General features: G+C 59.6%; 15 protein-coding genes. 9 read left to right on the top strand and 6 right to left on the bottom strand.

The window, feature by feature from the left end:
- Nucleotides 1-151: 151 nt before the first annotated feature.
- From tam to rpmH, 5 genes are all read right to left on the bottom strand, one after another.
- On the bottom strand, nucleotides 152-922 hold the full coding sequence (tam, locus tag AC3FKG_RS11220) for a trans-aconitate 2-methyltransferase (RefSeq protein ID WP_483709957.1): 771 nt from the start codon (nucleotides 920-922) through the stop codon (nucleotides 152-154).
- Nucleotides 923-1,020: 98 nt separating this feature from the next.
- On the bottom strand, nucleotides 1,021-2,697 hold the full coding sequence (gene yidC / locus AC3FKG_RS11225; protein ID WP_488743083.1) for a membrane protein insertase YidC: 1,677 nt from the start codon (nucleotides 2,695-2,697) through the stop codon (nucleotides 1,021-1,023).
- 21 nt (nucleotides 2,698-2,718) lie between these two features.
- Nucleotides 2,719-3,015 carry a membrane protein insertion efficiency factor YidD gene (gene yidD, locus AC3FKG_RS11230; RefSeq protein ID WP_483709959.1) on the bottom strand — a complete coding sequence of 99 codons (297 nt, stop codon included), beginning with the start codon at nucleotides 3,013-3,015 and terminating at the stop codon, nucleotides 2,719-2,721.
- A 12-nt stretch (nucleotides 3,016-3,027) separates the two neighbouring features.
- Nucleotides 3,028-3,465 (bottom strand): ribonuclease P protein component, encoded by a 438-nt coding sequence (rnpA, locus tag AC3FKG_RS11235; RefSeq protein WP_488743104.1) that lies wholly within the window; start codon nucleotides 3,463-3,465, stop codon nucleotides 3,028-3,030.
- A 112-nt stretch (nucleotides 3,466-3,577) separates the two neighbouring features.
- Nucleotides 3,578-3,712: a 50S ribosomal protein L34 gene (rpmH, locus tag AC3FKG_RS11240; RefSeq protein ID WP_008650850.1), complete on the bottom strand. Its 135-nt coding sequence runs from the start codon at nucleotides 3,710-3,712 to the stop codon at nucleotides 3,578-3,580.
- 785 nt (nucleotides 3,713-4,497) lie between these two features.
- Here rpmH and dnaA point away from each other — a divergent pair.
- The 8 genes from dnaA (at nucleotide 4,498) to AC3FKG_RS11280 (ending at nucleotide 22,681) form a co-directional block, all read left to right on the top strand.
- A complete protein-coding gene (dnaA, locus tag AC3FKG_RS11245) occupies nucleotides 4,498-6,225 on the top strand; it encodes a chromosomal replication initiator protein DnaA (RefSeq protein WP_488743084.1) in 1,728 nt (575 codons plus the stop codon).
- Nucleotides 6,226-6,610: 385 nt separating this feature from the next.
- Entirely contained in the window at nucleotides 6,611-7,726 is a 1,116-nt protein-coding gene (gene dnaN, locus AC3FKG_RS11250) for a DNA polymerase III subunit beta (RefSeq protein ID WP_483709961.1), read from the top strand.
- A gap of 215 nt (nucleotides 7,727-7,941) precedes the next feature.
- Nucleotides 7,942-10,467 carry a DNA topoisomerase (ATP-hydrolyzing) subunit B gene (gene gyrB / locus AC3FKG_RS11255; protein ID WP_488743085.1) on the top strand — a complete coding sequence of 842 codons (2,526 nt, stop codon included), beginning with the start codon at nucleotides 7,942-7,944 and terminating at the stop codon, nucleotides 10,465-10,467.
- Between the two features lie 634 nt (nucleotides 10,468-11,101).
- A complete protein-coding gene (locus AC3FKG_RS11260; RefSeq protein ID WP_488743086.1) occupies nucleotides 11,102-11,989 on the top strand; it encodes a Hachiman antiphage defense system protein HamA in 888 nt (295 codons plus the stop codon).
- Nucleotides 11,979-15,119: a DEAD/DEAH box helicase gene (locus AC3FKG_RS11265; RefSeq protein WP_488743087.1), complete on the top strand. Its 3,141-nt coding sequence runs from the start codon at nucleotides 11,979-11,981 to the stop codon at nucleotides 15,117-15,119. The genes AC3FKG_RS11260 and AC3FKG_RS11265 overlap by 11 nt, the downstream gene beginning before the upstream one ends.
- 519 nt (nucleotides 15,120-15,638) lie before the next feature.
- The gene (locus AC3FKG_RS11270) at nucleotides 15,639-18,872 is read left to right on the top strand and encodes a site-specific DNA-methyltransferase (RefSeq protein ID WP_488743088.1); all 3,234 of its coding nucleotides are present in this window, start codon (nucleotides 15,639-15,641) and stop codon (nucleotides 18,870-18,872) included.
- 10 nt (nucleotides 18,873-18,882) lie between these two features.
- Nucleotides 18,883-21,759 carry a BPTD_3080 family restriction endonuclease gene (locus tag AC3FKG_RS11275; RefSeq protein WP_488743089.1) on the top strand — a complete coding sequence of 959 codons (2,877 nt, stop codon included), beginning with the start codon at nucleotides 18,883-18,885 and terminating at the stop codon, nucleotides 21,757-21,759.
- Nucleotides 21,760-21,934: 175 nt separating this feature from the next.
- Nucleotides 21,935-22,681: a hypothetical protein gene (locus AC3FKG_RS11280; RefSeq protein WP_488743090.1), complete on the top strand. Its 747-nt coding sequence runs from the start codon at nucleotides 21,935-21,937 to the stop codon at nucleotides 22,679-22,681.
- Nucleotides 22,682-22,704: 23 nt separating this feature from the next.
- Here AC3FKG_RS11280 and AC3FKG_RS11285 read toward each other — a convergent pair whose 3' ends face one another.
- Nucleotides 22,705-23,454 (bottom strand): HNH endonuclease, encoded by a 750-nt coding sequence (locus AC3FKG_RS11285; RefSeq protein ID WP_488743091.1) that lies wholly within the window; start codon nucleotides 23,452-23,454, stop codon nucleotides 22,705-22,707.
- Between the two features lie 479 nt (nucleotides 23,455-23,933).
- Between AC3FKG_RS11285 and AC3FKG_RS11290 the strand changes: the two genes are divergently transcribed.
- Nucleotides 23,934-24,266, top strand: a complete 333-nt coding sequence (locus AC3FKG_RS11290; protein ID WP_488743092.1) for a DUF1484 family protein — start codon at nucleotides 23,934-23,936, stop codon at nucleotides 24,264-24,266.
- The last annotated feature ends 133 nt before the right edge of the window (nucleotides 24,267-24,399 follow it).

The raw sequence follows: 24,399 nt of genomic DNA on the forward strand, positions 1-24,399 counted from the left end.
TTCGGCAGAGGGGCGGGACGCAAGTTCCAGTGTAGGCGATACCGCACGTCAGCAAGCTGGCTCGCGTCGCATCGGGCGCTTGGTGGATGGCCAGGGCCGATCCATGGCGCCGCTCCCATGCATGGGAGCGGGGAGAAACCGATTCGGCTGTCTAGCGCGTCGCCACAATGAACAACCGCGGGAACGGCAACAACACCGACCCATCCGGCAACGCCGGATACGCCCTGGCAATATCGGCCTCATACTGCTCCAGATAAGCCGCCCGCTCCGCCTCATCCAGCGGTTGGATGAACGGCCGCAGGCCGCTGCCCTTGAACCACTCCACCACCGCCTTGGCGCCGCCGGCCAGCGGATGGTGGTAGACCGTCAGCCACACATCCACGCGCGTGCAATGCGGGCGCAGCAGCTCGTAGTACCAGCGCGCCGGAGCCCGCGCCGAGCGCGCATTGCTTGCGCTGGCCAGCTTGGCGGCCCACGGGCCATTCGCCGCGGTCTCGCGCATCAGGCGGTGTGCGGGTTCTTCCAGGTTGTCCGGCATCTGTACGGCCAGCGTACCGCCGGGCGAGAGCTTCTGCACCAGTGCCGGAAACAGCGTGGCGTGGTCCGGCACCCATTGCAGCACGGCATTGGCCAGGATCACGTCATAGGGACCAGCGTCGTTCCAGGCCGTAATGTCGGCCACGCCGAACTGCACATCAGGCAGGCGTTTGCGCGCGGCTTCGATCATGTCGTCCGAACTGTCCAGCCCGGTGACGGACGCGCCGGGATAGCGCCCCATCAGCACCTCGGTGGAGTTGCCCGGGCCGCAGCCGATATCGACAGCCGTGCGGATCATCTGGTTCGGAATGGCGGCGACCAGGTCGCGCACCGGGCGCGTGCGTTCATCTTCAAAGGCGACGTATTGATTGGCGGACCAGGTCACGAATCTCTCCTCGGAGTACAAGGCATCGACGGATGCCCAAAACAAAAAAGCCCGGTGTTTCCACCGGGCTTCCGTCAAGACTTCTGCATCGCCTGCGATCAGCTCTTGGCTGCCACAGCCGCCTTGCCCTTGCCGAGCATGCGGTTGATCTGCCATTGCTGGGCGATCGACAGGATGTTGTTCACCACCCAGTACAGCACCAGGCCGGCCGGGAAGAAGAAGAACATGAACGAGAACACCAGCGGCATGATCATCATGACCTTGGCCTGGACCGGGTCCGGCGGGGTCGGGTTCAGCTTGGTCTGCAGGAACATCGATGCCGCCATCACGATCGGCAGGATGTAGAACGGATCCGGCACCGACAGGTCATGGATCCAGCCCAGCCACGGCGCGCCGCGCATTTCCACCGACGACAGCAGCACCCAGTACAGCGCGATGAACACCGGGATCTGGATCACGATGGGCAGGCAGCCGCCGAGCGGATTGACCTTCTCGGTCTTGTACAGCGCCATCATCTCCTGGTTCATCTTCTGCGGATCGCCCTTGTGGCGCTCGCGCATGGCGGTCATGCGCGGCTGCAGCTCCTTCATCTTGCCCATCGACTTGTAGCTGGCGGCCGACAGCGGGAAGAACACCAGCTTGATCAGCACCGTCAGCGCGATGATCGACCAGCCCCAGTTGTTCAGGAAGCCGTGCAGCTTTTCGAGCAGCCAGAACAGCGGCTTGGCCAGGATGGTCAGCCAGCCGTAGTCCTTCACCAGTTCCAGGCCCGGGGTGATCTTCTCGAGCATGCGCTCTTCCTGCGGGCCGGCGAACAGGCGCGCATCGGTCGTCACCGTGGCACCCGGGGCGATCTGCCCCAGCGGCTGTTGGATGCCCACGCGGTACAGGTTCGGATCGATCTGCTGGACGTAGAAGCTGTGCTCCTTGCCGGCTTGCGGAATCCAGGCCGAGGCAAAGTAGTGCTGCACCATCGCCACCCAGCCATTGGTGGTGGCGGCCGGTGCGCTGGCCTTGCCCTTGGCGATGTCGTCGAAGGTGATCTTGTGGTACTTGTTCTCGTCCGTGTAGATGGCCGGGCCAGTGAAGGTGCTGTAGAACTGCGACTGCTCCACCTTGCTGCCGTCACGTGCCAGTTCCAGGTACAGCGTCGGCGAGACCGGCGCGGTGCCATCGTTGGTCACGGCAAAACGCGCGTCCACCACGTAGCTGCCCTTGTGGAACACGTAAGTCTTCACAAACTTCACGCCGTTCTTGTCCGCGGTCAGCGTGACTTCCAGCTTGTCGGCACCGTCCAGCGTGCGCGGGCCAGGGGTGGCCGTGAACACGGTGGTGTGGTTCGGCAGGTCGCCGCCGATCAGGCCGGAGCGGGCCAGGTACGTGCGCGTGGTGTCGCGCTCGAACAGCACCACCGGCTTGCCGTCCTTCTCGTGCTCGTTGAGCAGTTCCAGGCGCGACAGGATGCCGCCGGCGGTGTCGATCTCGGCGCGCACCTCGTCGGTGGTGACGATGATCTTTTCGCCGGTGGGCTGGGCGGCTGCCTGCGGAGCTGCACCCGGGGCGCCCGGGACTGCCGGCGCGGCGGCGCCTGCGGTGGCGTTGGCCTTGGGCACATCGCCCTGGGCTGCGCCGGCGGCGGGCGCCGAGGCGGCCTGCTGCTGCGTCGCGCTCGGGAAGAACATCGACGCGTGGCCGTTGGCGCGCTGCCAGTTGTCATAGAGCAGCACGAGGGCCATCGAGAAGATGACCCAGAGGATTGTGCGTTTGATATCCATGTCTCGCTATGGTCGGGGAAATCAGGGTCGTGGGAGACGGACGGTGACAGGCTGGTGGCCTGTCGCGGGATGGGCAAACCTGCCCTTCTGTGCCGTTTCCGCTTCCGCACCCGGCACGGGATCATACCCGCCTTGTGCGAAAGGATGGCAACGACATAGCCGGCAGGCCGCCATCCAGCTGCCGCGCGCGGCACCATGTCGGATCACGGCGTCGCGGGCGTAGTCGGAACAGGTAGGCCAGAAGCGGCACCGCGAGCCCAGGTAAGGACTCAGGGCGATCTTGTAGATGCGTAGCAGCGCTAGCAGGATTCGCTTCATGGCTGGGGGCGGTCAGGCCGGAAAGCCCGTGGGCGGTTCTGGCGAGGCCGGTGGTGATGACGGCGGCGCTGGCGGCGGTGGCAAGGGCCGGGCGGCGACTTCCAGCAAGCTGGTCATCTCCGTCAGGCACGCCTGTCGGACCGCTGTGCGGCTGGTAAATTCCTTGCGCGGAAACCTGGTCTGCAAGCGCAGCAGCACGTCGCGCCCGCCAAGCTCGCCTTGCCGCTGACGGAACAGCTCGCGCGCCATGCGCTTGACCAGGTTGCGCTCGGCCGCGCGCGGTGCGAACTTCTTGCCCACCACGATGCCCAGCCGGGCTTCGGCCCGGCCGTTGGCGCGCACGTAGAGCACGAAGTGCGTACTGCGCTTGCGAGGCCGCAAAGCAAAAACGGATGAAAACTCATCCGTCTTTGTCAGCCTCGCGGCTTTGGGAAAGGCAAAGGTAGACACGCTTGGCAAAGCTAGCGGGAACACTGCAGCCTGCGGCAAGCTACCGGCCATCCAGAACGCGAGGCGGTTGGCATGGACGGCGTTGCCACCGTCCAGACCGGTCGCCCGGCCCTTAGATTGCCAGGCGCTTGCGGCCCTTGGCGCGACGAGCGTTGATGACGGCACGGCCGCCACGGGTCTTCATGCGCACGCGGAAACCGTGGGTACGCTTGCGACGGGTAACGGAAGGTTGGTAGGTACGTTTCATGTTGCACTCTCTGGTTGATCTGGGCTAGCCCGCCTCCGGCCGGTGCCGGGGTGCCGTGGCCGCCGCGTATGGTTCGCGTTGGGGTTGCCGCGCGTCGGAAAGCCGAGGCGTTTACCGACATGTCACGACGATTCTGGTTCTGTCTTGGTGCCGGCCCTGAAGCCAGCCAGCGCCGGTTTGCAGGAGGTATACCTGCAGGCGCGGGAGGCACGGACAGGCCAGACCCGGCGATGCGCATACGTGATCCCCTGCCGCATCGCAGAACCCGCCATTTAAACGAGTTTCGGCGCGAGTGTCAAGACTTCGTCATGTGGGCAAGGGCAGAAGCGCGACAGCGCTACGTAAACCATCGTGCGTCATTGTCCACAACAGCCTGTTAACAAGTTTGTGTACGGATTTATGCAGTGCGACAGGCTCTCTAACTGAGCGAAGTCCCTGTTTCCGCTGGATTTTCCGGCACTGCAGCATGCCGGAAACCCGCGCCGCTGCTTGGGTTGTGCACATCAATCCACTGAATTTGCACAAGTTGTCCACAGACTTATCCTTTGTGGATAACTTGGGGGCGGGGGTACAATCCCGGTCCAATCACAACACGGGTTGCGTGGCGCAGGCGCATCCCGGGCTTCCCCCCAATGTTTTTCAGGTCGTCGCGGCGGACCGTATACATCGATGTATACGTAAGTCGCTGCCGGCGTTGCAGACATGGGTACGGGGAAGGCCGGGCTGACGAGGCGCGACAGTAGCCAGTGGCGCACCCTGGGGATGCGCTTACTTAACAAAAAACAATGCAAGACTTCTGGCAGGCGGCAGCCGCGCAGCTCGAGCGCGAACTGACGCCGCAACAGTTCAAAACCTGGATCAAGCCGTTGGCGCCCGTCGGTTTCGACGAGGAAGCGCTCACGCTGCGCATTGCTGCGCCGAACCGGTTCAAGCTGGATTGGGTCAAGAGCCAGTTTTCGGGGCGTATTACTGCCCTTGCCTGCGAATATTGGGAAGCGCAGGTCAGTGTTCACTTTGTCCTGGATCCTTCTGCATCGGGCCGCGCCGCGGCCTATGCGCAGCCGCCGGTGGGCGGCGGCATGGGGGCCGGACAGGACGGTCACGCAGCACCGGGTACGGGAATGCAGGGCTATGGCGGCCAGCCGGCGGGGCAACCCATGGGGCAGCCGATGGGCCAGCAGTTCGCCCAGCCCGGCATGCAGCAAGGCTACGGCGAGTACCAGTCCGCCCGCGGTCAGGGCTACGGGCAGGCGCCCTACCCTGGCCATCCGCTGCAGGGCGGTTCTCGCCAGCAGTCGGCGCAAGGCGCACAGCACGGTGTCGACATGGGCGAGATCGATGTGGTCCAGATGGACCCGGCCGAAGTCGCCGCCCGCTCCTACCGCGTGCAACAGCAGCAAGCGCCCATGCAGTCGGGCCCGATCGTGCAGCACCCCAGCGGGCCCGGTGCCCAGCCCGGCCAGCCGAGCCAGTCCAGCGACACGGTGCATGAGCGCTCGCGCCTGAACCCGATCCTGACGTTCGACAATTTTGTCACCGGTAAAGCCAACCAGCTGGCGCGCGCCGCCGCCATTCAGGTGGCCAACAACCCGGGCAAGTCCTACAACCCGCTGTATCTCTACGGCGGCGTGGGCCTGGGCAAGACGCACTTGATCCACGCCATCGGCAATTTCATGCTGCTGGAGAACCCGCGCGCCCGTATCCGCTACATCCACGCCGAACAGTACGTGTCCGACGTGGTGAAGGCTTACCAGCGCAAGGCGTTCGACGAGTTCAAGCGCTACTACCACTCGCTCGACCTGCTGCTGATCGACGATATCCAGTTCTTCTCCGGCAAGAACCGCACGCAGGAAGAATTCTTCTACGCGTTCGAAGCACTGATCGCCAACCGGGCGCAGGTGATCATCACCAGCGATACGTACCCGAAGGAAATCACCGGCATCGACGACCGCCTGATCTCGCGCTTCGACTCCGGCCTGACCGTGGCCATCGAGCCGCCCGAGCTGGAAATGCGCGTGGCGATTCTGATGAAGAAGGCCGCCGCCGAGAATGTGAGCGTGCCGGAAGAAGTCGCGTTCTTCGTCGCCAAGCACCTGCGCTCCAACGTGCGTGAGCTGGAAGGCGCGCTGCGCAAGATCCTGGCGTTCTCGAACTTCCACGGCCGCGACATCACCATCGAGGTGACGCGCGAGGCGCTGAAGGACCTGCTGACGGTGCAGAACCGCCAGATCTCGGTCGAGAACATCCAGAAGACGTGCGCGGACTTCTACAACATCAAGGTCGCGGACATGTACTCCAAGAAGCGGCCTGCCAACATTGCACGGCCGCGCCAGATTGCGATGTACCTGGCCAAGGAACTCACGCAGAAGAGCCTGCCCGAGATCGGCGAGCTGTTCGGCGGACGCGATCACACCACCGTGCTGCACGCGGTGCGCAAGATCGCGGACGAGCGCAGCAAGGACGCGCAGCTCAACCACGAGCTGCACGTGCTGGAACAGACGCTCAAGGGTTGATTTTGGATGGACTCCGGCCCGGGAAACCGGCCCGGGGGGATTTTGAAGGGCCGCCCCGAAGGGGTGGCATACTGTAGGTTCGGCGTCACTGGAGGAGTCTCCGTGGCGCCTGTTAAACAACATCGGTCCAGCCGCAGCCGAGTGCAGTGTCAGCCACAGAATAAGGCTTTGCGGTGAGTCGGGACGGAATGCCGAAAGTGCGGTGGAAAGTGCGCAGCGAGCATCGTGGCTTTTTGTGCACAGATCCCACTTCCGGCGGTTTCGCCCCGCTTCACCGCAGCGGCTTATCCTTGGTACAATGGCATATTAACTCCTTGATTTCTAAGTGAATTGGAGTTGCCTGGAGTTTGCGGTCGCCGACGACAAACGACGAAGGATAAATTCAATGCAATTGGTCAAAACCTCGCGAGACAATCTGCTGCGTCCGCTGCAAATCGTGAGCGGCATCGTGGAGCGCCGCCACACCCTCCCGATCCTGGCCAACCTGCTGATTCGCAAGTCCGGCTCGAACGTATCCTTCCTCTCGACCGACATCGAGATCCAGATCACCACGCACGCCGAATGCGGCGTGGGCAATGACGGCGTGGCCACCACCGTGGCCGCACGCAAGCTGCTCGACATCCTGCGCGCCATGCCCGACGGCGACGTCGCCCTGTCGCTCAACGACAAACGCATGACGGTGCAATCCGGCAAGAGCCGCTTTGCACTGCAGACCCTGGCCGCCGAAGAATTCCCGACCGTTGCAGAAGCCACCGAATTCAACGCCAGCGTCTCGCTGCCGCAGAAGACCTTCAAGCACCTGCTGGCGATGGTCCACTTCGCCATGGCGCAGCAAGACATCCGTTACTACCTGAACGGCATGCTGCTCGTCGTCGATGGCAAGAAGGTCATGGCAGTCGCCACCGACGGCCACCGCCTGGCGTACTGCGGCGTGGAGCTGGACACCGAAGCCGCCGGCGTCGGCGCGCGCCAGGAAGTCATCATCCCGCGCAAGACCATCCTGGAACTGCAACGCCTGCTCGAGGACAACGACGATCCCGTGCAGGTGCAGCTGGCCGCCAACCAGGTCAAGTTCAGCTTCGCCAATATCGAGCTGATCTCCAAGCTGGTGGAAGGCAAGTTCCCCGACTTCCAGCGCGTCATTCCCAAGGGCTACAAGAACGCCTTTGCGATTGACCGCGTGAAGCTGCAGCAGGCGCTGCAACGCACGGCCATCCTGACGACCGACAAATTCAAGGGCGTGCGCTGCATCATGGACACGCACATGCTGAAGATCAGCTCCACCAACGCCGATCAGGAAGAGGCGCAGGAAGAGCTGGAACTCGATTACACGGGCGACGCGCTCGACATCGGCTTCAACGTGACCTATCTGCTCGACGTCCTCGCCAACCTGAAGAGCGAGCAAGTGCAGGTCAGCCTCGGCGACTCGAATTCGAGCGCGCTGATCACCGTGCCGGAAGACGACAACTTCAAGTACGTCGTCATGCCGATGCGCATCTGATGATCCGGTAACAGGACACGCAGACAACGACATACCGGAGCAGCAAACGGCACGCAACGACACCCGCATCCATACGGGCAGTCTTCTCGCAGCAGGGGCAGGACCGAAACCGGTCCGCCCCTTTTGCCGTTTTTAGTAACCGCCTTGCGGAGCCTCCCGGGCCTGGCCAATGTGCCGCCGTGGCCGGATTCCGCATTTGCCGTGAGTAGGAAAACATGACCGAACAGCAGAACCCGCAACAGGAAAACACCTACGGAGCCTCCTCGATCCAGATCCTGGAGGGCCTGGAGGCGGTACGCAAGCGTCCGGGCATGTACATCGGTGACACTTCCGACGGCACCGGCCTGCACCACCTGGTGTTCGAGGTGCTGGACAACTCCATCGACGAAGCGCTGGCCGGCTACTGCACCGAGATCCAGGTCACCATCCACAGCGACAACTCGATCTCCATCGTCGACAACGGCCGCGGCATCCCGCCCCTGGTCAAGTTCGACGACAAGCACGAACCCAAGCGCAGCGCGGCGGAAATCGCCATGACCGAGCTGCACGCCGGCGGCAAGTTCAACCAGAACAGCTACAAGGTGTCCGGCGGCCTGCACGGCGTGGGCGTGTCGTGCGTGAACGCGCTGTCCAAGTGGCTGCGCCTGACCGTGCGCCGTGACGGCAAGGTCCACCTGATCGAATTCGCCCGCGGCGACGTGCAGAACCGCATCGTCGAAACCGTCAACGGCCCGGACGGCCAGCCGGTCGAAGTGTCCCCGATGAAGATCATTGGCGACACCGACAAGCGCGGCACCGAAGTCCACTTCCTGGCGGACGAAGAAATCTTCACCAACGTCGAGTTCCACTACGAGGTGCTGTCCAAGCGCATCCGCGAACTCTCGTTCCTGAACAACGGCGTGCACATCAAGCTGGTCGACCAGCGCACCGGCAAGGAAGAAGACTTTGCCTTCTCCGGCGGCGTGAAGGGCTTTGTGGAATACATCAACCGTTCCAAGACCGTCCTGCACCCGAACATCTTCTACGCCAACGCCGAGAAAGACGGCATTGCCGTGGAAGTGGCCATGCAGTGGAACGACGGCTACAACGAGCAGGTGCTCTGCTTCACCAACAACATCCCGCAGCGGGATGGCGGCACCCACCTCACCGGCCTGCGCGCCGGGATGACCCGCGTCATCAACAAGTACATCGAAGAAAACGAGATCGCCAAGAAGGCGAAGATCGAAACCAGCGGCGACGACATGCGCGAAGGCCTGGCCTGCGTGCTGTCCGTCAAGGTGCCCGAGCCCAAGTTCAGCTCGCAGACCAAGGACAAGCTCGTTTCGTCCGAAGTGCGCCTGCCCGTGGAAGAGCTGGTCGGCAAGGCGCTGACCGACTTCCTGCTGGAAACGCCCAACGACGCCAAGACCATCTGCGGCAAGATCGTCGACGCCGCCCGCGCGCGCGAAGCCGCCCGCAAGGCCCGCGAAATGACCCGCCGCAAGGGCGTCATGGACGGCATGGGCCTGCCAGGCAAGCTGGCCGACTGCCAGGAAAAAGACCCGGCCCAGTCCGAACTCTTCCTGGTGGAGGGTGACTCCGCAGGCGGCTCCGCCAAGCAGGGCCGCGACCGTAAGTTCCAGGCCATCCTGCCGCTCAAGGGCAAGATCCTGAACGTCGAGCGCGCGCGCTTCGACAAGATGCTCTCCAGCCAGGAAGTGCTCACGCTCATCACCGCGCTGGGCACCGGCATCGGCAAGGACGACTACAACCTGGAAAAGCTGCGCTACCACCGCATCATCATCATGACTGACGCGGACGTGGACGGCTCGCACATCCGCACGCTGCTGCTGACGTTCTTCTACCGCCAGATGCCCGACATCATCGAGCGCGGCTACGTGTACATCGCCCAGCCGCCGCTCTACAAGATCAAGCACGGCAAGGAAGAGCGCTACATCAAGGACGACGTCGAGCTCAACGCCTACCTGCTCAAGCTGGCCATGGAAAAGGCCGTGCTGGTGCGCCCGGATGGCACGGAGATCAATGGCGATGCGCTGACCGAGCTGGCGCGGCAGTACCAGCTGACGGAAGGCGTGATCGGGCGTCTGTCACGCATCGTGGATACGGATGCGCTGCGCGCGATTGCTGATGGCGTGACGCTGGATCTGGACAGCGCGCCGGCGGCTGAGGCATCGGCCGTGGCGCTGAAGACCAAGCTGGCGGAGATGCATGCCAAGACGTTGATTGGCGCCGCGGTCAATGACGATGGCACGGCGGATGTGTATGCCCAGTTTGATGAGAAGACGGACAAGCATCGGCTGATGATTGCGCGTCGTCATCATGGCAACGTGCGGCTGTCGCACCTGGATGCGGACTTTGTCCACGGGGCGGATTACGCGGCGCTGGCCAATGCGGCCAAGACGTTCCAGGGGCTGACGCCTGAGGGGACCAAGGTGCAGCGCGGGGAAGGGGACAAGCTGAGGGATCAGACTGTCAATGACTTCCATGGGGCGATGCAGTGGTTGCTGTCCGAAGCCGAACGTGGTGTGTCGCGTCAGCGGTATAAGGGTCTTGGTGAGATGAACCCTGAGCAGTTGTTTGAAACCACCCTCGACGTTACGCAGCGGCGTCTGCTGAAGGTGCAGATTGAGGATGCTATTGCGGCGGATCAGATTTTCACCACCCTTATGGGTGATGAGGTGGAGCCGCGAAGGAACTTTATTGAGTCGAATGCGTTGGTGGCGCGGAATATTGATGTTTGAGTGCCATTGTAGATAGACGTATAAGCTGAGAATTTTGGACCCATAAGCTGAGAAGCTTATGGGTCTTTGCTTTTTGATAACCAGGTCTTATTGACTGCCTCTCCGTGGCGCACTTGCTACGCCAGGGATTTCCGAAAGGGGTTGCGACGCCAGCATCGGTGGGGCCAAGCAAGCCTCTCGCCGAACACATACAGCTAGCTGGCGGCCGCGGTCAGGTTTACTGCCGACACGGAATAGGCACGCGGGACGACCACCAAGGTGCACTTGGCGCCTATCCACTCACGTCAGCAGGTATCGAGTCGACCGGCTGAACAATGACGGCGCAAATGCCAGGCATATTCACTGCTATGACTGTCCAGACCGGGCGCCAATCGCTTCTCGAACTCGCGCGGCGTTTTGAAGGCTAGGAATCGCTTCCCCGTCTCTCCTTTCGCGACACTTTGCGTGCTTTGCCTGATGAAGGACCCCGCACGCTCAGTGTTGGCGATGAACAAAGAAATGCACTGTGACCAGCATGTTCATCGGGCCGTGCAAAGCGAGCATTGGTTCATCTTGGCTATTGGTGTCACTAGAAGCTGCCCAGACAACTTCACTGTGATAGGCTGAACGTGCACAGTCCGTCGAAGGTAGAACAATGAAAAAAATTCCTGACGCCACAGCGGCTTCTTGCGATGCCCTTGTTGCACACGAATCCATATCGACTTGCACTTCCGAGCGACCGTGGCTTGCATGCCTGACATCTGGGGGCGCTCCACTTACGACTACCGAGGGCTCGCAAATCGAGGTGCTCCAATTGATTGTGCCTACAGACATCAGGGTGCTCTCCGCCTGGGCACGGTCCTTTCGCCAACGCTATTGTCTCGACGACGAAATAGATGACCTGCGGGCCGGTACCGGCCTGTCGCGCGCCGACTACCTTCTCCAGTACGTCTTTCCTGATGCAAGTGCCAAGCCGGGGCCAAGTATCCGCGCCGGCGATTTCGCGGAATTACTCGTCTCAGACTACGTCGAGCAGACTCTAGGATACTGGGTGCCGCAGGGAAAGTACGCGGAAAAGGCGGTTAGGAATGAATCGATCAAAGGCGTAGACATACTGGGCTTCAAAATTTCAGACCCAAGTACACCTCAGGCTACTGATGCCATGCTGGCCTTCGAAGTCAAGGCTCAGTTGTCTGGCACGAAGTATGTTGACCGTTTGCAGGTTGCAGTGGACGACTCTTCTAAGGACTACCTTCGCAGAGCTGAGTCCCTCAATGCAACAAAGCGGCGCCTTATTCGTGCAGACCAGAAACGGAATGCGCAAATAGTGCAACGGTTTCAGCTTCTCACGGACCATCCTTACGAATACAAATCTGGTGCTGCGGCTATGCTCTCCGACGGGTCGTTCGACACCAGTGGCTTGGTACTGACGACGACGAAGGAGCATCAAAACGCTGCAAATTTAAAGCTACTTGTCATAAAGGGAGTCGACCTGATGGCACTAGTAAAGTCGTTGTACGAACGCGCCGCAAATGAAGCCTGAATTCAATAGTCGCAGGTTGTTCGGCATTACGCGCTCGAAGGGCAAAATGTACGAGTTTGGCCTGCCAGAATCTATGCATCTTGCATTGCCGGAAAGGACGGACCCGAATCAACTCATCCTCCTCACAGTTGGAACGCTCGGTGACGTAGCTGCTGACGTGTGCGAAGGTGATGTTCCGCCTATCGATGGTAGCACTCCTGAGTTTGACGACCTTGATTTCGCTGCGAGCTATTTTGATGCTCTTCTCGAATCGAAATACTCTGAAACTATTCGACCAGACATCCTCCTGCTGGCCTCTGCTGCGTACTATCTCGCCAGGCGTCCCGGTAGTAGTCTGGTACTAGCACAGGGTCTAGGAAATGCGCAGGAAACCGACCAAGTCAAGGAGATTGTGCGTTGGGTGCTACAGGGCCGGTGGAATACGTACCCCGTCGCTGGTCACTCGGTTTTCGGGAGCGAACTCACTGACATAGCGCAACATCTTGCGTTTCACTTCTACGATGGTTCTGGTCGAGAAAACATAGTAGGTCGATTGGCGTCGCTGCGGCAACGCGCGTACACAACGTCGACGCCGCATGAATTGCTGCTCGTGGATTTGCTGGTTGCGGTTATCAAGATGCGGCTCGCTGCGTCAGTCTGGACGACCCTTCCTATATTCACGGACATCCCGGTTACACAGCTCCAATCAACGCTACAGAGGTCAGACTTCCCCAAGGAGCTCTGGCCAGCTCAAATGCTTCTCGGTGAAAGGGGGATATTCAAGGGTGCATCCGGTGTCGTACAGATGCCCACAAGTGCAGGGAAGACCCGTTCAGTCGAAATCGTTCTTCGCAGCGCGTTCCTCTCCGGTCGAGCGCGGGTCGCTGTCGTAGTAGCACCATTTAGAGCTCTTTGCCATGAGATTGGCTCATCACTGCGGCGAACCTTCAAAGCTGACGGTATCAAAGTAAATGAACTGTCGGATGCCATCCAGCTTGATTTCCTGGACCAGATTGCTGAATTGCTCGGAAACTCGCTGTCAGGCGCTCGCTTCGTGTTAGTGGTGACCCCGGAAAAACTGCTCTATGTCCTCAGGCAATCACCGAAGCTCATCGATGACATTGGCGTGGTGGTTTACGACGAGGGCCATCAATTCGACTCCGGGAGTAGGGGCATCACGTATGAGCTATTGCTGACAGAAATCAAGGGACTGTTGTCTTCTAACGCTCAGACGTTACTTATCTCAGCAGTCGTAAGCAACGCCCAAGCAATTGGCGATTGGTTGATTGGTCCGAAGACAGTCGTGGTCTCTGGAAACCGCCTGACGCCAACAACGCGTTCGATTGCGTTTGCAAGTTGGCTGGAGACCATGGGCCAGCTCATGTTCTATGAGTCGAGAGACTTTTCCCAGCCTGACTTCTTCGTTCCTCGGGTTATCGAGCAACAGTCTCTAACCGTGACACCGAAAGAGAAACCGAGAGCCTTTCCGGAAAAGAATGATTCAACCGACATCTCGCTGTACCTCGGCCTTCGGCTGTCCTCGCAGGGGGCAATAGCGGTTTTTTGCGGCAAGAAGACCATAGCGGCAAAGTTTGCAGCGCGGGCAGCGGAGGTCTATCGTCGGAACCTGCAATTGGAGGCTCCTGCGCGATACTCAGACACAGAAGAGCTGGCACGCCTTCAACGCCTCATTGCCGAACACTTCGGATCGGATTCTGAGTTGTGCAAGGCGGCTGAGCTCGGCGTATTCGTACATCACGGAAATACGCCTCAGGGCCTCCGCCTAGCAATCGAAAATGCAATGCAGAGGGGAAAAATCAGGTTCATCGCCTGCACCTCCACGCTCGCACAAGGTGTCAATCTGCCAATTCGTTACCTAATCGTCTCCGGTGTGCAGCAGTCGTCTGACAGAATTAAGGTTCGCGACTTCCAGAACCTCATGGGGCGTGCGGGCCGTGCAGGGATGCACACCGAGGGGCTAGTGATTTTTGCTGACCCGCAGGTTTACGACAAACGACGCTCGTTCGAAGATGGGTGGAGATTCAACTATTCGGTTGACTTACTTACGGCTGAAAAATCGGAAGAGACAACGAGTTCGCTGCTTCAGCTACTCGGTCCATTCAAGAGCAGGAATGGGAAAAACACGATCCAGTTACCGGCTGACGATTTGTGTAGGTTATTGCTAGGCAATGAGGAGGACTGGGAAGAGGTGGCCGCCTACCTGGCTGCACAGCCAGGTAAAAATCCTTTCGACCGTGATATGGTTGTCGCAGACCTTCGCAGGCGTAGAATGCTTCTCGATGCCGTCGAGAGCTATCTCATGGCCAATCGGGGAGCTGACTCATTTGAGGCATTCTTATTACGTGCCCAAACACTGGCGAAGTCCACGTTAGCCTATCATCTGGCGGATGAGGCCAATAAAGCAGGGGTTGTGGCCCTGTTCTCGAGGTTGGCTGAGTATGTGAATACGTTAGAGCCTGCGCCTGAGCGGCAGATATTGTTCTCGCGTACGCTTCTCAGCGTTAAGGACGCTCGGACGATTGCCCAGTGGGTTGAGCAAAATTCCACGACACTTTTTACGCTGAGTGATTCGTCTGAATGGCTTGATGCTGTGTGGCCGCTACTAGTGGACCTTTCTGAGAATCGCTTTTTCCGTACAGTCCTTCCGAATCAACTTGGACGTGAAATCACAGGAATGTGGATTGAGGGAAAAACCTATCATGAGATTTTGAAGCATGTTGAAAAATCTAAAGGAACGAAGCCATGGGGAAAGACCAAAAGACACAAATTATCAGGCGACGATGTCTTGGAGTTCTTGGAAACGACACTGGGCTTCGAGTGCTCTCTAGTGCTGTCCGCAGTTGCTCAATTCATGTTTGGTGATGGAATTCTGCGGAACCCAGCTGCGGAACCGCTCAATCTGTTCTTGAAATCATTCAAGTATGGACTTCCAGATAATCTGTCGATAAGTTGCTTTGAAACGGGATTTCCGGACAGAGTGATAGCCCAGCGCTTGCGTGATGTTCTAGTGCAGGACGGCTATGACAGAAATTTCTTTGCGCCGGCTCTCACCACTCGTAGAGCGAGCATCGAACAAGTCCTGTCAATTTTTCCTGGCTACTTTACCGATGCGCTTGCATCAGTCAGTTAGTCGCAGTATTCGAAACGCGCGGTGGTCTGAGAATTTCTGCTCTAAGGCTGTGAGTGCAACCAATTAAACGTTGTCACGGTCATGCAAGAATCCAAACGCCCATCGTCGAGGGATTTTCATGTGCGCGAAGTCGATATATTCTGGCGGTGTAAGTGCCAATTGGCATTGATGAGCATATGTGTGGTCGATTACAGATTGGCGCCTTCTGATTGGGCCATGATCCGGCAATGGCGCCGTTGGGAGCACGCGAAGGGACCGCGGGCCGACGATGAAAAGACACGTGCAGCACGGAAATCATTCGAGGGCGGCTGGCAGAGAAACTTAGTGCGCGTTGGGTAAGCGCGCTCGGATCCTCAGGGAGTTCACGTAGTCTGCTTCGCGACTTGAGGGGCTACGGCCACGCCCGAGCTCGTTGCGCTGTCGTCCGCACCATGACAGAAGAGATGCGTATAAAGCATAATCCTGAGATTATGCGCCGATATTGGTGGCGCGAAAAAACAAAAGCTAGGGAGTTCTGGCATGTCTGTATCGCGTGATCGTCTCAAGGAAACGCTGCTTTCTCTCGTCCCGAATGATGGTTCGACCATCGGCAACACCGCCCTGAAGCGGAAGATGGAAGCCCGACTGAAGGTGGAGGGCGTCTCGGTCAGCGACGACGACTACTGGCAGACGCATACGGCCCTGGTCGACGCCGGGCTGCTGCTCAAGGGACAAGGCCGAGGTGGCTCGGTGCGGCGAATGAGCTTGACTACCCCTTCGACGTCGGAAACCGATGGTGAACTGGTGGATGAGGCGGGCGGTTTTTCTTTAGAGGTGCAGGCGCTACCGACACTTGCACAGCATGCCCCGAAGAGAGCCAGTGCGGCCAAGCTAGGTGAGCCAAAAGTCCGTGCTGTATTTGAGGAGCCCGCACAGATCCTTTCCTACCGCCACCAAGATAAGCGCAAGAACAATCCTGAGGTCGGCATGGTGACTCCGACCACTGATCCGGAAGCCGGTAAGACTCGCTGGGCTTTTGACCCCCATCTCGACCCCAACCTACAGTTTGACTCACAGCGTAGCACGATCGAAGCCTTGATCGACGAGGCGCTGGAAAGCGGTGACACCGAGCGCATGCGCGGCGCCCTGGAAGTGCTCAAGCGTCTGCAGACGCCCTACCTTAACTGGGCGGGTAAGGCGGAGCGGACCTGCTTTGACGTGGATTCTGTCAGCCTGCATGTGCACGAACGGGTGGATCCGGCGAGCATCCTGTCGGCGGTGCGCAAGGCGATGAAGGGCGAAGGCAAGGGCGGCGGGGCTGGAGACGGACAAAAGCGGGCAGTGCAGCCGGGGCTCTTCGATGCGCCATTCGAGAATCTGCCGCTGCGTGATGCCATCGATTTCTATCGCCATGAACGCGGCTGGGCCAACCGACTGGTGGCCGGAGACTCGCTGCTGGTGATGAACAGCCTGCTGCAGAAGGAGAGCATGGCTGGTCGGGTGCAGATGATCTACTTCGACCCGCCCTATGGCATCAAGTACGGCTCGAACTTCCAGCCCTTCGTCGGCAAGCGCGACGTCAAGGACCGCAACGATGCGGATCTGACGCAGGAACCGGAAATGATCAAGGCGTTCCGGGATACCTGGGAGCTGGGTATCCATTCCTATTTGAGCTACCTGAGGGACCGCCTCCTGCTCGCGAGAGAGTTGCTCGACGAATCCGGGAGTGTGTTTGTCCAAATCTCCGAAGAAAACGTCCATCTCGTCCGGAATTTGTGCGACGAAATTTTTGGTGTTCACAATCTTGTAGCACTAATCACGTTCAAAAAGACCACTGGTGCGGGAAGTTTCGCAGGGGGCACAAACCTTATTCCGACGGTTGCGGACTACCTTGTTTGGTACGGAAAGGACCGGAGCAAAACAAAATACCGGCAACTCTACCTTGAGAAGTCGTCCGATGTGGGGAGCGCCGAATACACGAGCGCTGAGCTCCAAAATGGACGACGTCGCGCTGCGACCGCTGACGATTTGCTCAATCCGCACGTCAGGCTTTTCAGGCTCGACAATGCCACTTCGCAGACGACACGCGTTGGCCAAACAACGGTGTTCCCAGTTCAAGTTGACGGCTACGAGGTATCTCCTCAATCCGGTGGATGGAAAACAAATCAGGAAGGGATGAGGAGGCTTGTGCGGGCACGTCGTATGGTCGGGCGGAAAGGATCTCTTGGCTACGTCCGCTACCTTGACGATTTCCCTGCTGTACCGATTAATGCGTTCTGGGCTGATACTGTCATTGCCGGAAGGCCTGGCGACAAGTTGTACGCTGTCCAGACGGGGCCCAAAGTTATCGAGCGCTGCATGCTCATGACCACCGACCCAGGCGACCTCGTTCTCGACCCGACCTGCGGCAGCGGCACCACGGCCTTCGTCGCTGAGAAGTGGGGCCGCCGGTGGATCACCTGCGACACCTCACGCGTTGCCGTGACGCTGGCCAAACAGCGCCTGATGACCGCCAGCTACGACTATTACGACCTCAAGTACCCGCACGAGGGCCTGAAGGGCGGTTTCATCTACAAGACCGTGCCACATGTCACGCTCAAATCGATTGCCAACAACCCCGATATCGACAGCATCTACGAGCGTATGCACCCGGCCATCGAACAGGCGCTCGCCGACCTCAATAAGGTGCTCAAGAGCGACGCCAAGGAGTGGGAAGTGCCCTTCGACTTCCCGGCGGACGCAGACACCAAAGCTCGACCAGCATTCGATGCCTTCCACGCCGCGCGGCTTGCAATGCAGGCGCAGATGGACCGGTCGATTGCCGCACACGCCGACCAGGAGGTTCTATACGACCAGCCGACAGTCAATAGGAACCGGCTGCGCATCACCGGCCCCTTCACCGTTGAGGCGGTGCCATTCCCGAGCGTTAAGTCGCTCGACGAGGCGAGCGGGCCGGAAGATGCGGATGCCAGCATCGCCCGCACTGGGGAGTCCGGCCGGCAGCACCAATGGCGCGACGAGCTGCTGAAGACCGGCATTCGCGGTAAGGGTGGGCAGATGCTCAAGTTTGCCGACGTCGAGGCTCTGCCGTCCGACGCCGACATCCGCAACCTGCATGCTATCGGCCATCTCGACACCGGGGAACGGGTGGTGGTGAGCTTCGGCCCCGAGCATGCAGCCCTGGAGCAACGACAGGTGGCCAATGCACTCAGCGAAGCCGGCCACCTCTTTCCGCTGCCCAAGATGGTCGTCTTCTGCGCCTTTACCTTCGACCCGGAAGCGGCCAAGGACATCGACGGCATGAAGGGCATTGTTGCGCTCAAGGCGCAGATGAACACCGACCTACTGACCGAGGACCTGAAGAAGGCGAAGTCGAACAACCAGAGTTTCTGGCTGATGGGGCAGCCGGAGGTTGAGGTTCGCCCGCTGAAGGACGGCCGCTTTGAGGTTGAGGTGCATGGCTTTGACTACTTCGATACGGTCAAGGGCGAACTGGTGTCTGGTGGCAAGAGCAAGATTGCCATGTGGTCCCTCGACACCGACTACGACGAGCGTAGCGTCTTCCCGCGGCAGATCTTTTTCCCCATGGCTGGCAAGGGGGAGGGTTGGCAGAAGCTTAAGAAGAATATCCGCGCTGAACTCGATGAAGCCAGGCTGGACAAGTTCCACGGCACAGTCAGCTTGCCTTTCGCGGCGGGTGACAACCGGAAGATTGCGGTCAAGATTGTCGATGATCGGGGGATTGAGTCACTCAAAGTCATGGCGCTGGGCTAAGGGATAAGACATGACTTCCCCGAAATCCTTGATCATCAATTCCCCATTTCTGCGGCCGACGCACCACTGGCTGCGGCAGAGCGACAACAATCTGGTACTCCGGGAAGGCCGCCGCCCGGCAGGCTACGAAATCTTCGACACCCGTAACAACACGGTGCGGACCGCCGAGTTGGATCTCGTGAACCGAATCCGCGAACGCGTCGACGCGTGGCGCGCGGCCGACTACCCGGGTGTCACCTCTGTGACCCGGCAACTGCTGGCTCATTGGCAGGACCCGGACGCTTCCCGCCAGCATGCCTTCTACTTCTGTCAGATCGAGGCGATCGAAACGCTGATCTGGCACGTCGAGGCTCACGCCGACTATAAGCAGGGGGTCGCCATTCCCGGTGACGGCGGGGCCTGGGAACGCCTGTGCAACAAGATGGCGACGGGCAGCGGCAAGACCACGGTGATGGCCATGATCATCACATGGCAGGTCCTAAATGCGCTGACCTACCCGAAGCGCACAAAGGACTTTTCGCGGACGGTGTTCATCGTGGCGCCAGGTCTGACAGTGAAAGAACGTCTGCAGGTTCTTCGCCCAGGCCACCCGGAGAACTATTACGATGCCTTCGGCCTCTGCCCAAACGAGGCTTTGCGGCAGCGCTTGAACCAGGTCGAGTTGGGTATCGAAAACTGGCACAGCCTGATGCCGCTAAAGGATCAGGACCGCTCCGTTGTGAAGAAGGGCGCTGAAAGTGACGAGGCCTATGTTCGCCGAGTGATCGGCAGGCTGGCTGGCTACAAGGACATTCTGGTCATCAACGACGAGGCACACCACGCCTACCGTAAGCCGGCCGAATTGAAGGTCAGTAAGAAGGAAGCGGAAGAACACGGGATTGACCTTGAAGAGGCGACGCGCTGGATCGAGGGCTTGGATCGCATTCACAAGATGCGGCGGATCACCCGATGCTTCGACCTGTCCGCTACGCCGTTCGCGCCGACCGGCAAGACCAGCACCGAGTCCTCACTGTTTGGGTGGGTGATTTCTGACTTTGGACTGAACGACGCGATCGAGGCCGGTCTCGTCAAGACCCCACGCGTGGTCATCCGCGACAACGCCTTGCCGAACACACAGACCTACCGGAGTAAGCTTTATCACCTCTATCGCGAACCCGAGGTCGCCGAAGATCTGAACCGTCGCGGAGCTGAACCCCACGAGGCGCTGCCGCAGATCGTGCAGGAGGCCTATACGCTGCTCGGCGCAGATTGGCGGGAAACGTTGAAGGCATGGCACGCAAGCGGCCATCGCTCGCCACCCGTGATGCTCACCGTCTGCAACCGGACCGAGACGGCCGCACGAATCGAGCACTACTTCCGTCAAGGCGATGCCTACTGGCCGGAACTTAAGGCGCCGGACCGAACGCTGCGCGTCGACTCTAAGGTGCTCGACAAGGCCGAAATTGGTGAGGCGGCGGGCACTGACAAGGCGTATGAAGCCGTCCTAAAGGCGATCGTCGAGGCCGCCAACATACCTGATGTCAAGAAGGCTGTCCTGCGCGAGATGAAGAAGGAGGAGCTGCTACGCGCGATCGTCGACAATGTCGGCAAACGCGATACGGCTGGCCAGGACCTCCAGAACGTCATTTCCGTCGCCATGCTGTCCGAAGGTTGGGACGCCAAGAACGTGACGCATATCATGGGCCTTCGCGCCTTTACCAGCCAGCTCCTGTGCGAGCAGGTGATCGGCCGCGGCTTGCGACGCGTGTCCTACGACACCGAACGGGTCGTCTGCCCGGACGGCGTCGAACGTGACCTTTTCCTGCCCGAATTTGTGAACGTGTTTGGGGTGCCGCTGTCGATCTTCCAGGAGACCGATGGCGGCGGGGAGCCTCCTCCTCCGCCAAAGCACAGCACGCAGATCGAGTCGATCAAGGATCGCGCGGAACTGGAAATCGCGTGGCCGAACGTGTTGCGCGTCGACTTCGTGGTTCGTCCGGAACTGACGGTCGATTGGACCAGGATGCCATCGCTGAAGCTTGACCCCGCCCAGATCCATGTGAGCGCGGACCTCGCTCCGGCGCTCGGTGGTGCAGCCGACCTTGCCAAGGCAGTGTCGATTGACCTCGAAAGGCTCCCCGAAGAGTTCCGCCTACAGCGGTTGCTGTTTGTTGCCGCTCGCAAGGCCTTCGCTACGTTGCAGCGTGGTTTCACTGGCGGACGTGAGTCGCTCATCCTGCAACTGGTCCGACTAGTCGAGCAGTTCTTCTCGTCGGACAAGCTAGAAATTCCGTCGCTCTACCATCAGGACCCGCTGCGGAGGCGCATCTTGATCGCGTTGTCGATTGACCTGGTCGTTCAGCACGTGATCGATCGGGTGCACCACAGCAACGCCGAACGGCTGGAACCGGTATTCGACGAAGAATTTCCAATCGGTTCTACTCGCATGATGCGCACGTGGTACTCGACCAAACCGTGCCTGGAGACCTCAAAGTCGCAGATCAGCCATGCTGTGGTCGACAGCACGTGGGAGCACTACACCACGCAGGTGCTGGAGAAGCGCAAGGACGTCGCGGCCTACGCCAAGAATGATCACCTCGGTTTCCAGTTGCTGTACCTGTGGCGCGGCAGCCGCAGGAAGTTCGTGCCGGATTTCTTGATTCAGCTCGCCAATGGCAAACGGCTGGTGCTGGAGATCAAGGGTGAGGATTCGGATCAGAACCGCGCCAAGCGCATGGCGCTCGATGCTTGGGTGCGGGCAGTTAATGCGCGCGGCGGGTTTGGGACGTGGTGCTGGGACGTTGTGAAGGGCGAGCTGTCAAAGGTGGACGATGTAATTCAGCACCACGGAAGCACCGCAAGTCATACTGAGCCGACGGGGGATGATGTGCTGGTTCCAGGAGGCTGACACTGGAATGCTGAAGGAGACCCTCGACAACTTGGTTCGAGCATTGGATCGAGCACTACGACAATACAGATGCGTAGACAAACCGGTTGGTACCGCTTGATGCGGCTGTATGTGCCGGCGTAAATTGCGCAGATTCAATGTGATTTCGTAATAGACCGCAAAAGAAGGAGCTGCTGTGCCGATCCAGATGGTCGAGGGATCCTTATCCGCAAAGGCGGAGCAAGTTGCAGGGGAAGAATCGCGCGAGAAGACCGTCCACACCCTGATGGGCGAGTTGAGCGCGGTAATGGGTGTTTGCGCAAATAGAGGGACCCAATCAGCGCCGCGTCACCAGCACCGGCTCCTGGTGTGCAGCTTTGTCGGCTTGTTAGCAGCCTTGCTGTTTACCGTAGTCGCAAATCGAGGCGGCCCTCCTTGGACAGCGTACGCGTCTCTAATTCTGCTGTTGATCGGGACGGTGGCGTCAGTGGGCTACGGCATTTCAGGAGCCAAAGGCTTCGTTAGGGAATGGCGGACTTTGGAAGCGGACATGTTAGATGGGGCAGGGCAGCGTATGCACCTCTGGTATGAAACGATCACCAAGCTCCGAGCGACATATGCTCCAGATCAAATGAGCTTTGTTCAGGAGTATGTTTCGGCAGTCAGTGCACAGTTGCGGTCACGATTGGGTTATGCAATTGGGGCGCTTGATAAAGTAGGCTTAATTCCACTTATCGGCTCAGTAGCTGTGACGCTGGCAAAGTTCTTTGAAGAAGGGCAGCTTCCCTTCATCTGGAGTGTAGCTGCGGTTGTTGCCGGCATCTTTTACGTCATCGCCCTGCGCTTCACTGGGATCACCTACACACTTGATCGGCTTGCAGTGATCTTGAAGCATGCAGCCAAGCGGCCTGAAGGTAATCCTGAGTCGGTGAAGGAGCCGTGAGGCATGGCCGTCCGGTGGTCGAGTTAGCGGCTGGCGAGCAACTTTCTTAGCCCTTCAATATCTGGCCAAGCCTTGCCTCGATGTAGCATCCGATGACAATTGGCACAAACCAGCGCCAAGTCACCGATGTGGGTCTTGCTATTCTCCGGAAGCGTTGAGAGCGGCTTCGTGTGGTGGCACTCGATGAAGCCGGCGCCAAGCTCGCCATACGCCTTGGCAAAGTCAAACGCGCAAACCTCACACTGTAGTTTCCCTGTCTGCTTCCATACCTGTTCACGCTTCGCCTTAACAAGCTTGCGGTTGCGCTCTCGGCTCAAATGAGTTCGCGTTAGCAGACGGCCTTCGGGGGCCTCGGTTAGATCTTCGTCGGGATACTCAGGAACATCGCCGAAAGCTTCATCCGTAAGTCCCTTCACCAGTGCCTCCGCCGTTTTGCGACACCGCTCAGGCTCATTGGCGAACTCCTGCCAGACTTCCTTATCCCCCTTCGCTCCCTGACTTAGCCCCTTCTTCCCTTCGCTGACATACAGCGGATCAAGGCGCCTGAAGTTCATCAGCTTCATGTAGACACCGTTGGTATTGCGAAAGGAGTCCGATGCCACATAACCCGGAAACAACACCGTCGCCATTTGCCGCAGCCGAGCGCTCAAATCCGCGATTTCCTGTGCATCTTGAGAAGGCAGTTTTTCGCGGCGGCGAAGATATAGATCGAGGGCAAGAATCAACTCGTCCCTGTGCCAATCGGGGTTGTTGTTCTTCTTTGACGCAGTCATGGGAGGCGCATGCTCTTTGTTTTAGTCGCATGGTATCGCTATTTTCCGAGATTGGTCGCGAAATTTCCGCAGCTCAGATAGGAAAACCCCGGGGCAGGGGCACGTCGCACGCATTGGACGCCAGCGGCCGCTGCAATGAAGCATGCATCGGCGCGACTCAGCCGCAACGTTGATAGTCACGTTCACGTCCCGAAACTTGAGACTTCGCGCATTGCCGGCGGCCAGATGCCCCTGGAGACTTACGATGTCGCCAAAACAATGGTCGACCAGGTTTGACAGCCTGAATCCATGCAAGCCGGACGAGTCACGAGGCGGTATCCTCTCGTCTTTCGCCTATGCACACCCTTACGGGTGAGCCGTGGCGGGGGAGCCCTCGGGCTCGCCGGTCCTTGCATCCGGTCTGTCAACCCTGTTCCGTGCTCGCCCACCCGATTGACAGCGGACGGCGGGCCTCTATCACCGATGCAAGGAGGTTCGCAATGCAGCCCACCACCCCAGCTCCCCAAGAGCCCACCCTCGCCCAAAAAGAAGCCTATCTAGCCCAATACCTCTCCAAAGCCGACCGCGCCCTGGCCCGCCGCCTCGCCAGAACCCCCCTGCCCCCACCCAGCACGCCCGTCACCCTCGAGGACCACATCCTCGAAGCCAGCGACGACCTCCTGCGCGTCAGCGCCGGCCTGCGTTCCGTCCTGACCCTGCTGGCGCTGCAGAGCGACGACATCCCCGATTGCATGGGCCTCCACGCCTTGCTCTTGCCGCTCAAGGAGCAGATCGACGACAACGCCGACCGCCTGCAGGCGCTGGTCGTCTGACGAGGGACCGGGCCCGCGCAACGCGGGCCCAGAAGGAAAATGGCGCGAGCCAACAGGTCTCGCGCCATTTGGTGATCCGTAAATCGCTGCGAAGTACTCACATAAACAGGTCATTGACGCGAAGGTACAAAGG

The sequence above is a fragment of the Cupriavidus sp. 22TCCZM04-2 genome (genome assembly GCF_057798895.1).

What these genes read in the sequence shown, in the direction of transcription:
- dnaN (WP_483709961.1), top strand. Translation starts at nt 6,611, where the DNA reads ATGCAATTGGTCAAAACCTCGCGAGACAATCTGCTGCGTCCGCTGCAA.
- gyrB (WP_488743085.1), top strand. Translation starts at nt 7,942, where the DNA reads ATGACCGAACAGCAGAACCCGCAACAGGAAAACACCTACGGAGCCTCC.
- dnaA (WP_488743084.1), top strand. Translation starts at nt 4,498, where the DNA reads ATGCAAGACTTCTGGCAGGCGGCAGCCGCGCAGCTCGAGCGCGAACTG.
- yidD (WP_483709959.1), bottom strand. Translation starts at nt 3,015, where the DNA reads ATGAAGCGAATCCTGCTAGCGCTGCTACGCATCTACAAGATCGCCCTG.
- yidC (WP_488743083.1), bottom strand. Translation starts at nt 2,697, where the DNA reads ATGGATATCAAACGCACAATCCTCTGGGTCATCTTCTCGATGGCCCTC.
- AC3FKG_RS11275 (WP_488743089.1), top strand. Translation starts at nt 18,883, where the DNA reads ATGACTTCCCCGAAATCCTTGATCATCAATTCCCCATTTCTGCGGCCG.
- AC3FKG_RS11270 (WP_488743088.1), top strand. Translation starts at nt 15,639, where the DNA reads ATGTCTGTATCGCGTGATCGTCTCAAGGAAACGCTGCTTTCTCTCGTC.
- AC3FKG_RS11265 (WP_488743087.1), top strand. Translation starts at nt 11,979, where the DNA reads ATGAAGCCTGAATTCAATAGTCGCAGGTTGTTCGGCATTACGCGCTCG.
- AC3FKG_RS11260 (WP_488743086.1), top strand. Translation starts at nt 11,102, where the DNA reads ATGAAAAAAATTCCTGACGCCACAGCGGCTTCTTGCGATGCCCTTGTT.
- AC3FKG_RS11285 (WP_488743091.1), bottom strand. Translation starts at nt 23,454, where the DNA reads ATGACTGCGTCAAAGAAGAACAACAACCCCGATTGGCACAGGGACGAG.
- AC3FKG_RS11290 (WP_488743092.1), top strand. Translation starts at nt 23,934, where the DNA reads ATGCAGCCCACCACCCCAGCTCCCCAAGAGCCCACCCTCGCCCAAAAA.
- rpmH (WP_008650850.1), bottom strand. Translation starts at nt 3,712, where the DNA reads ATGAAACGTACCTACCAACCTTCCGTTACCCGTCGCAAGCGTACCCAC.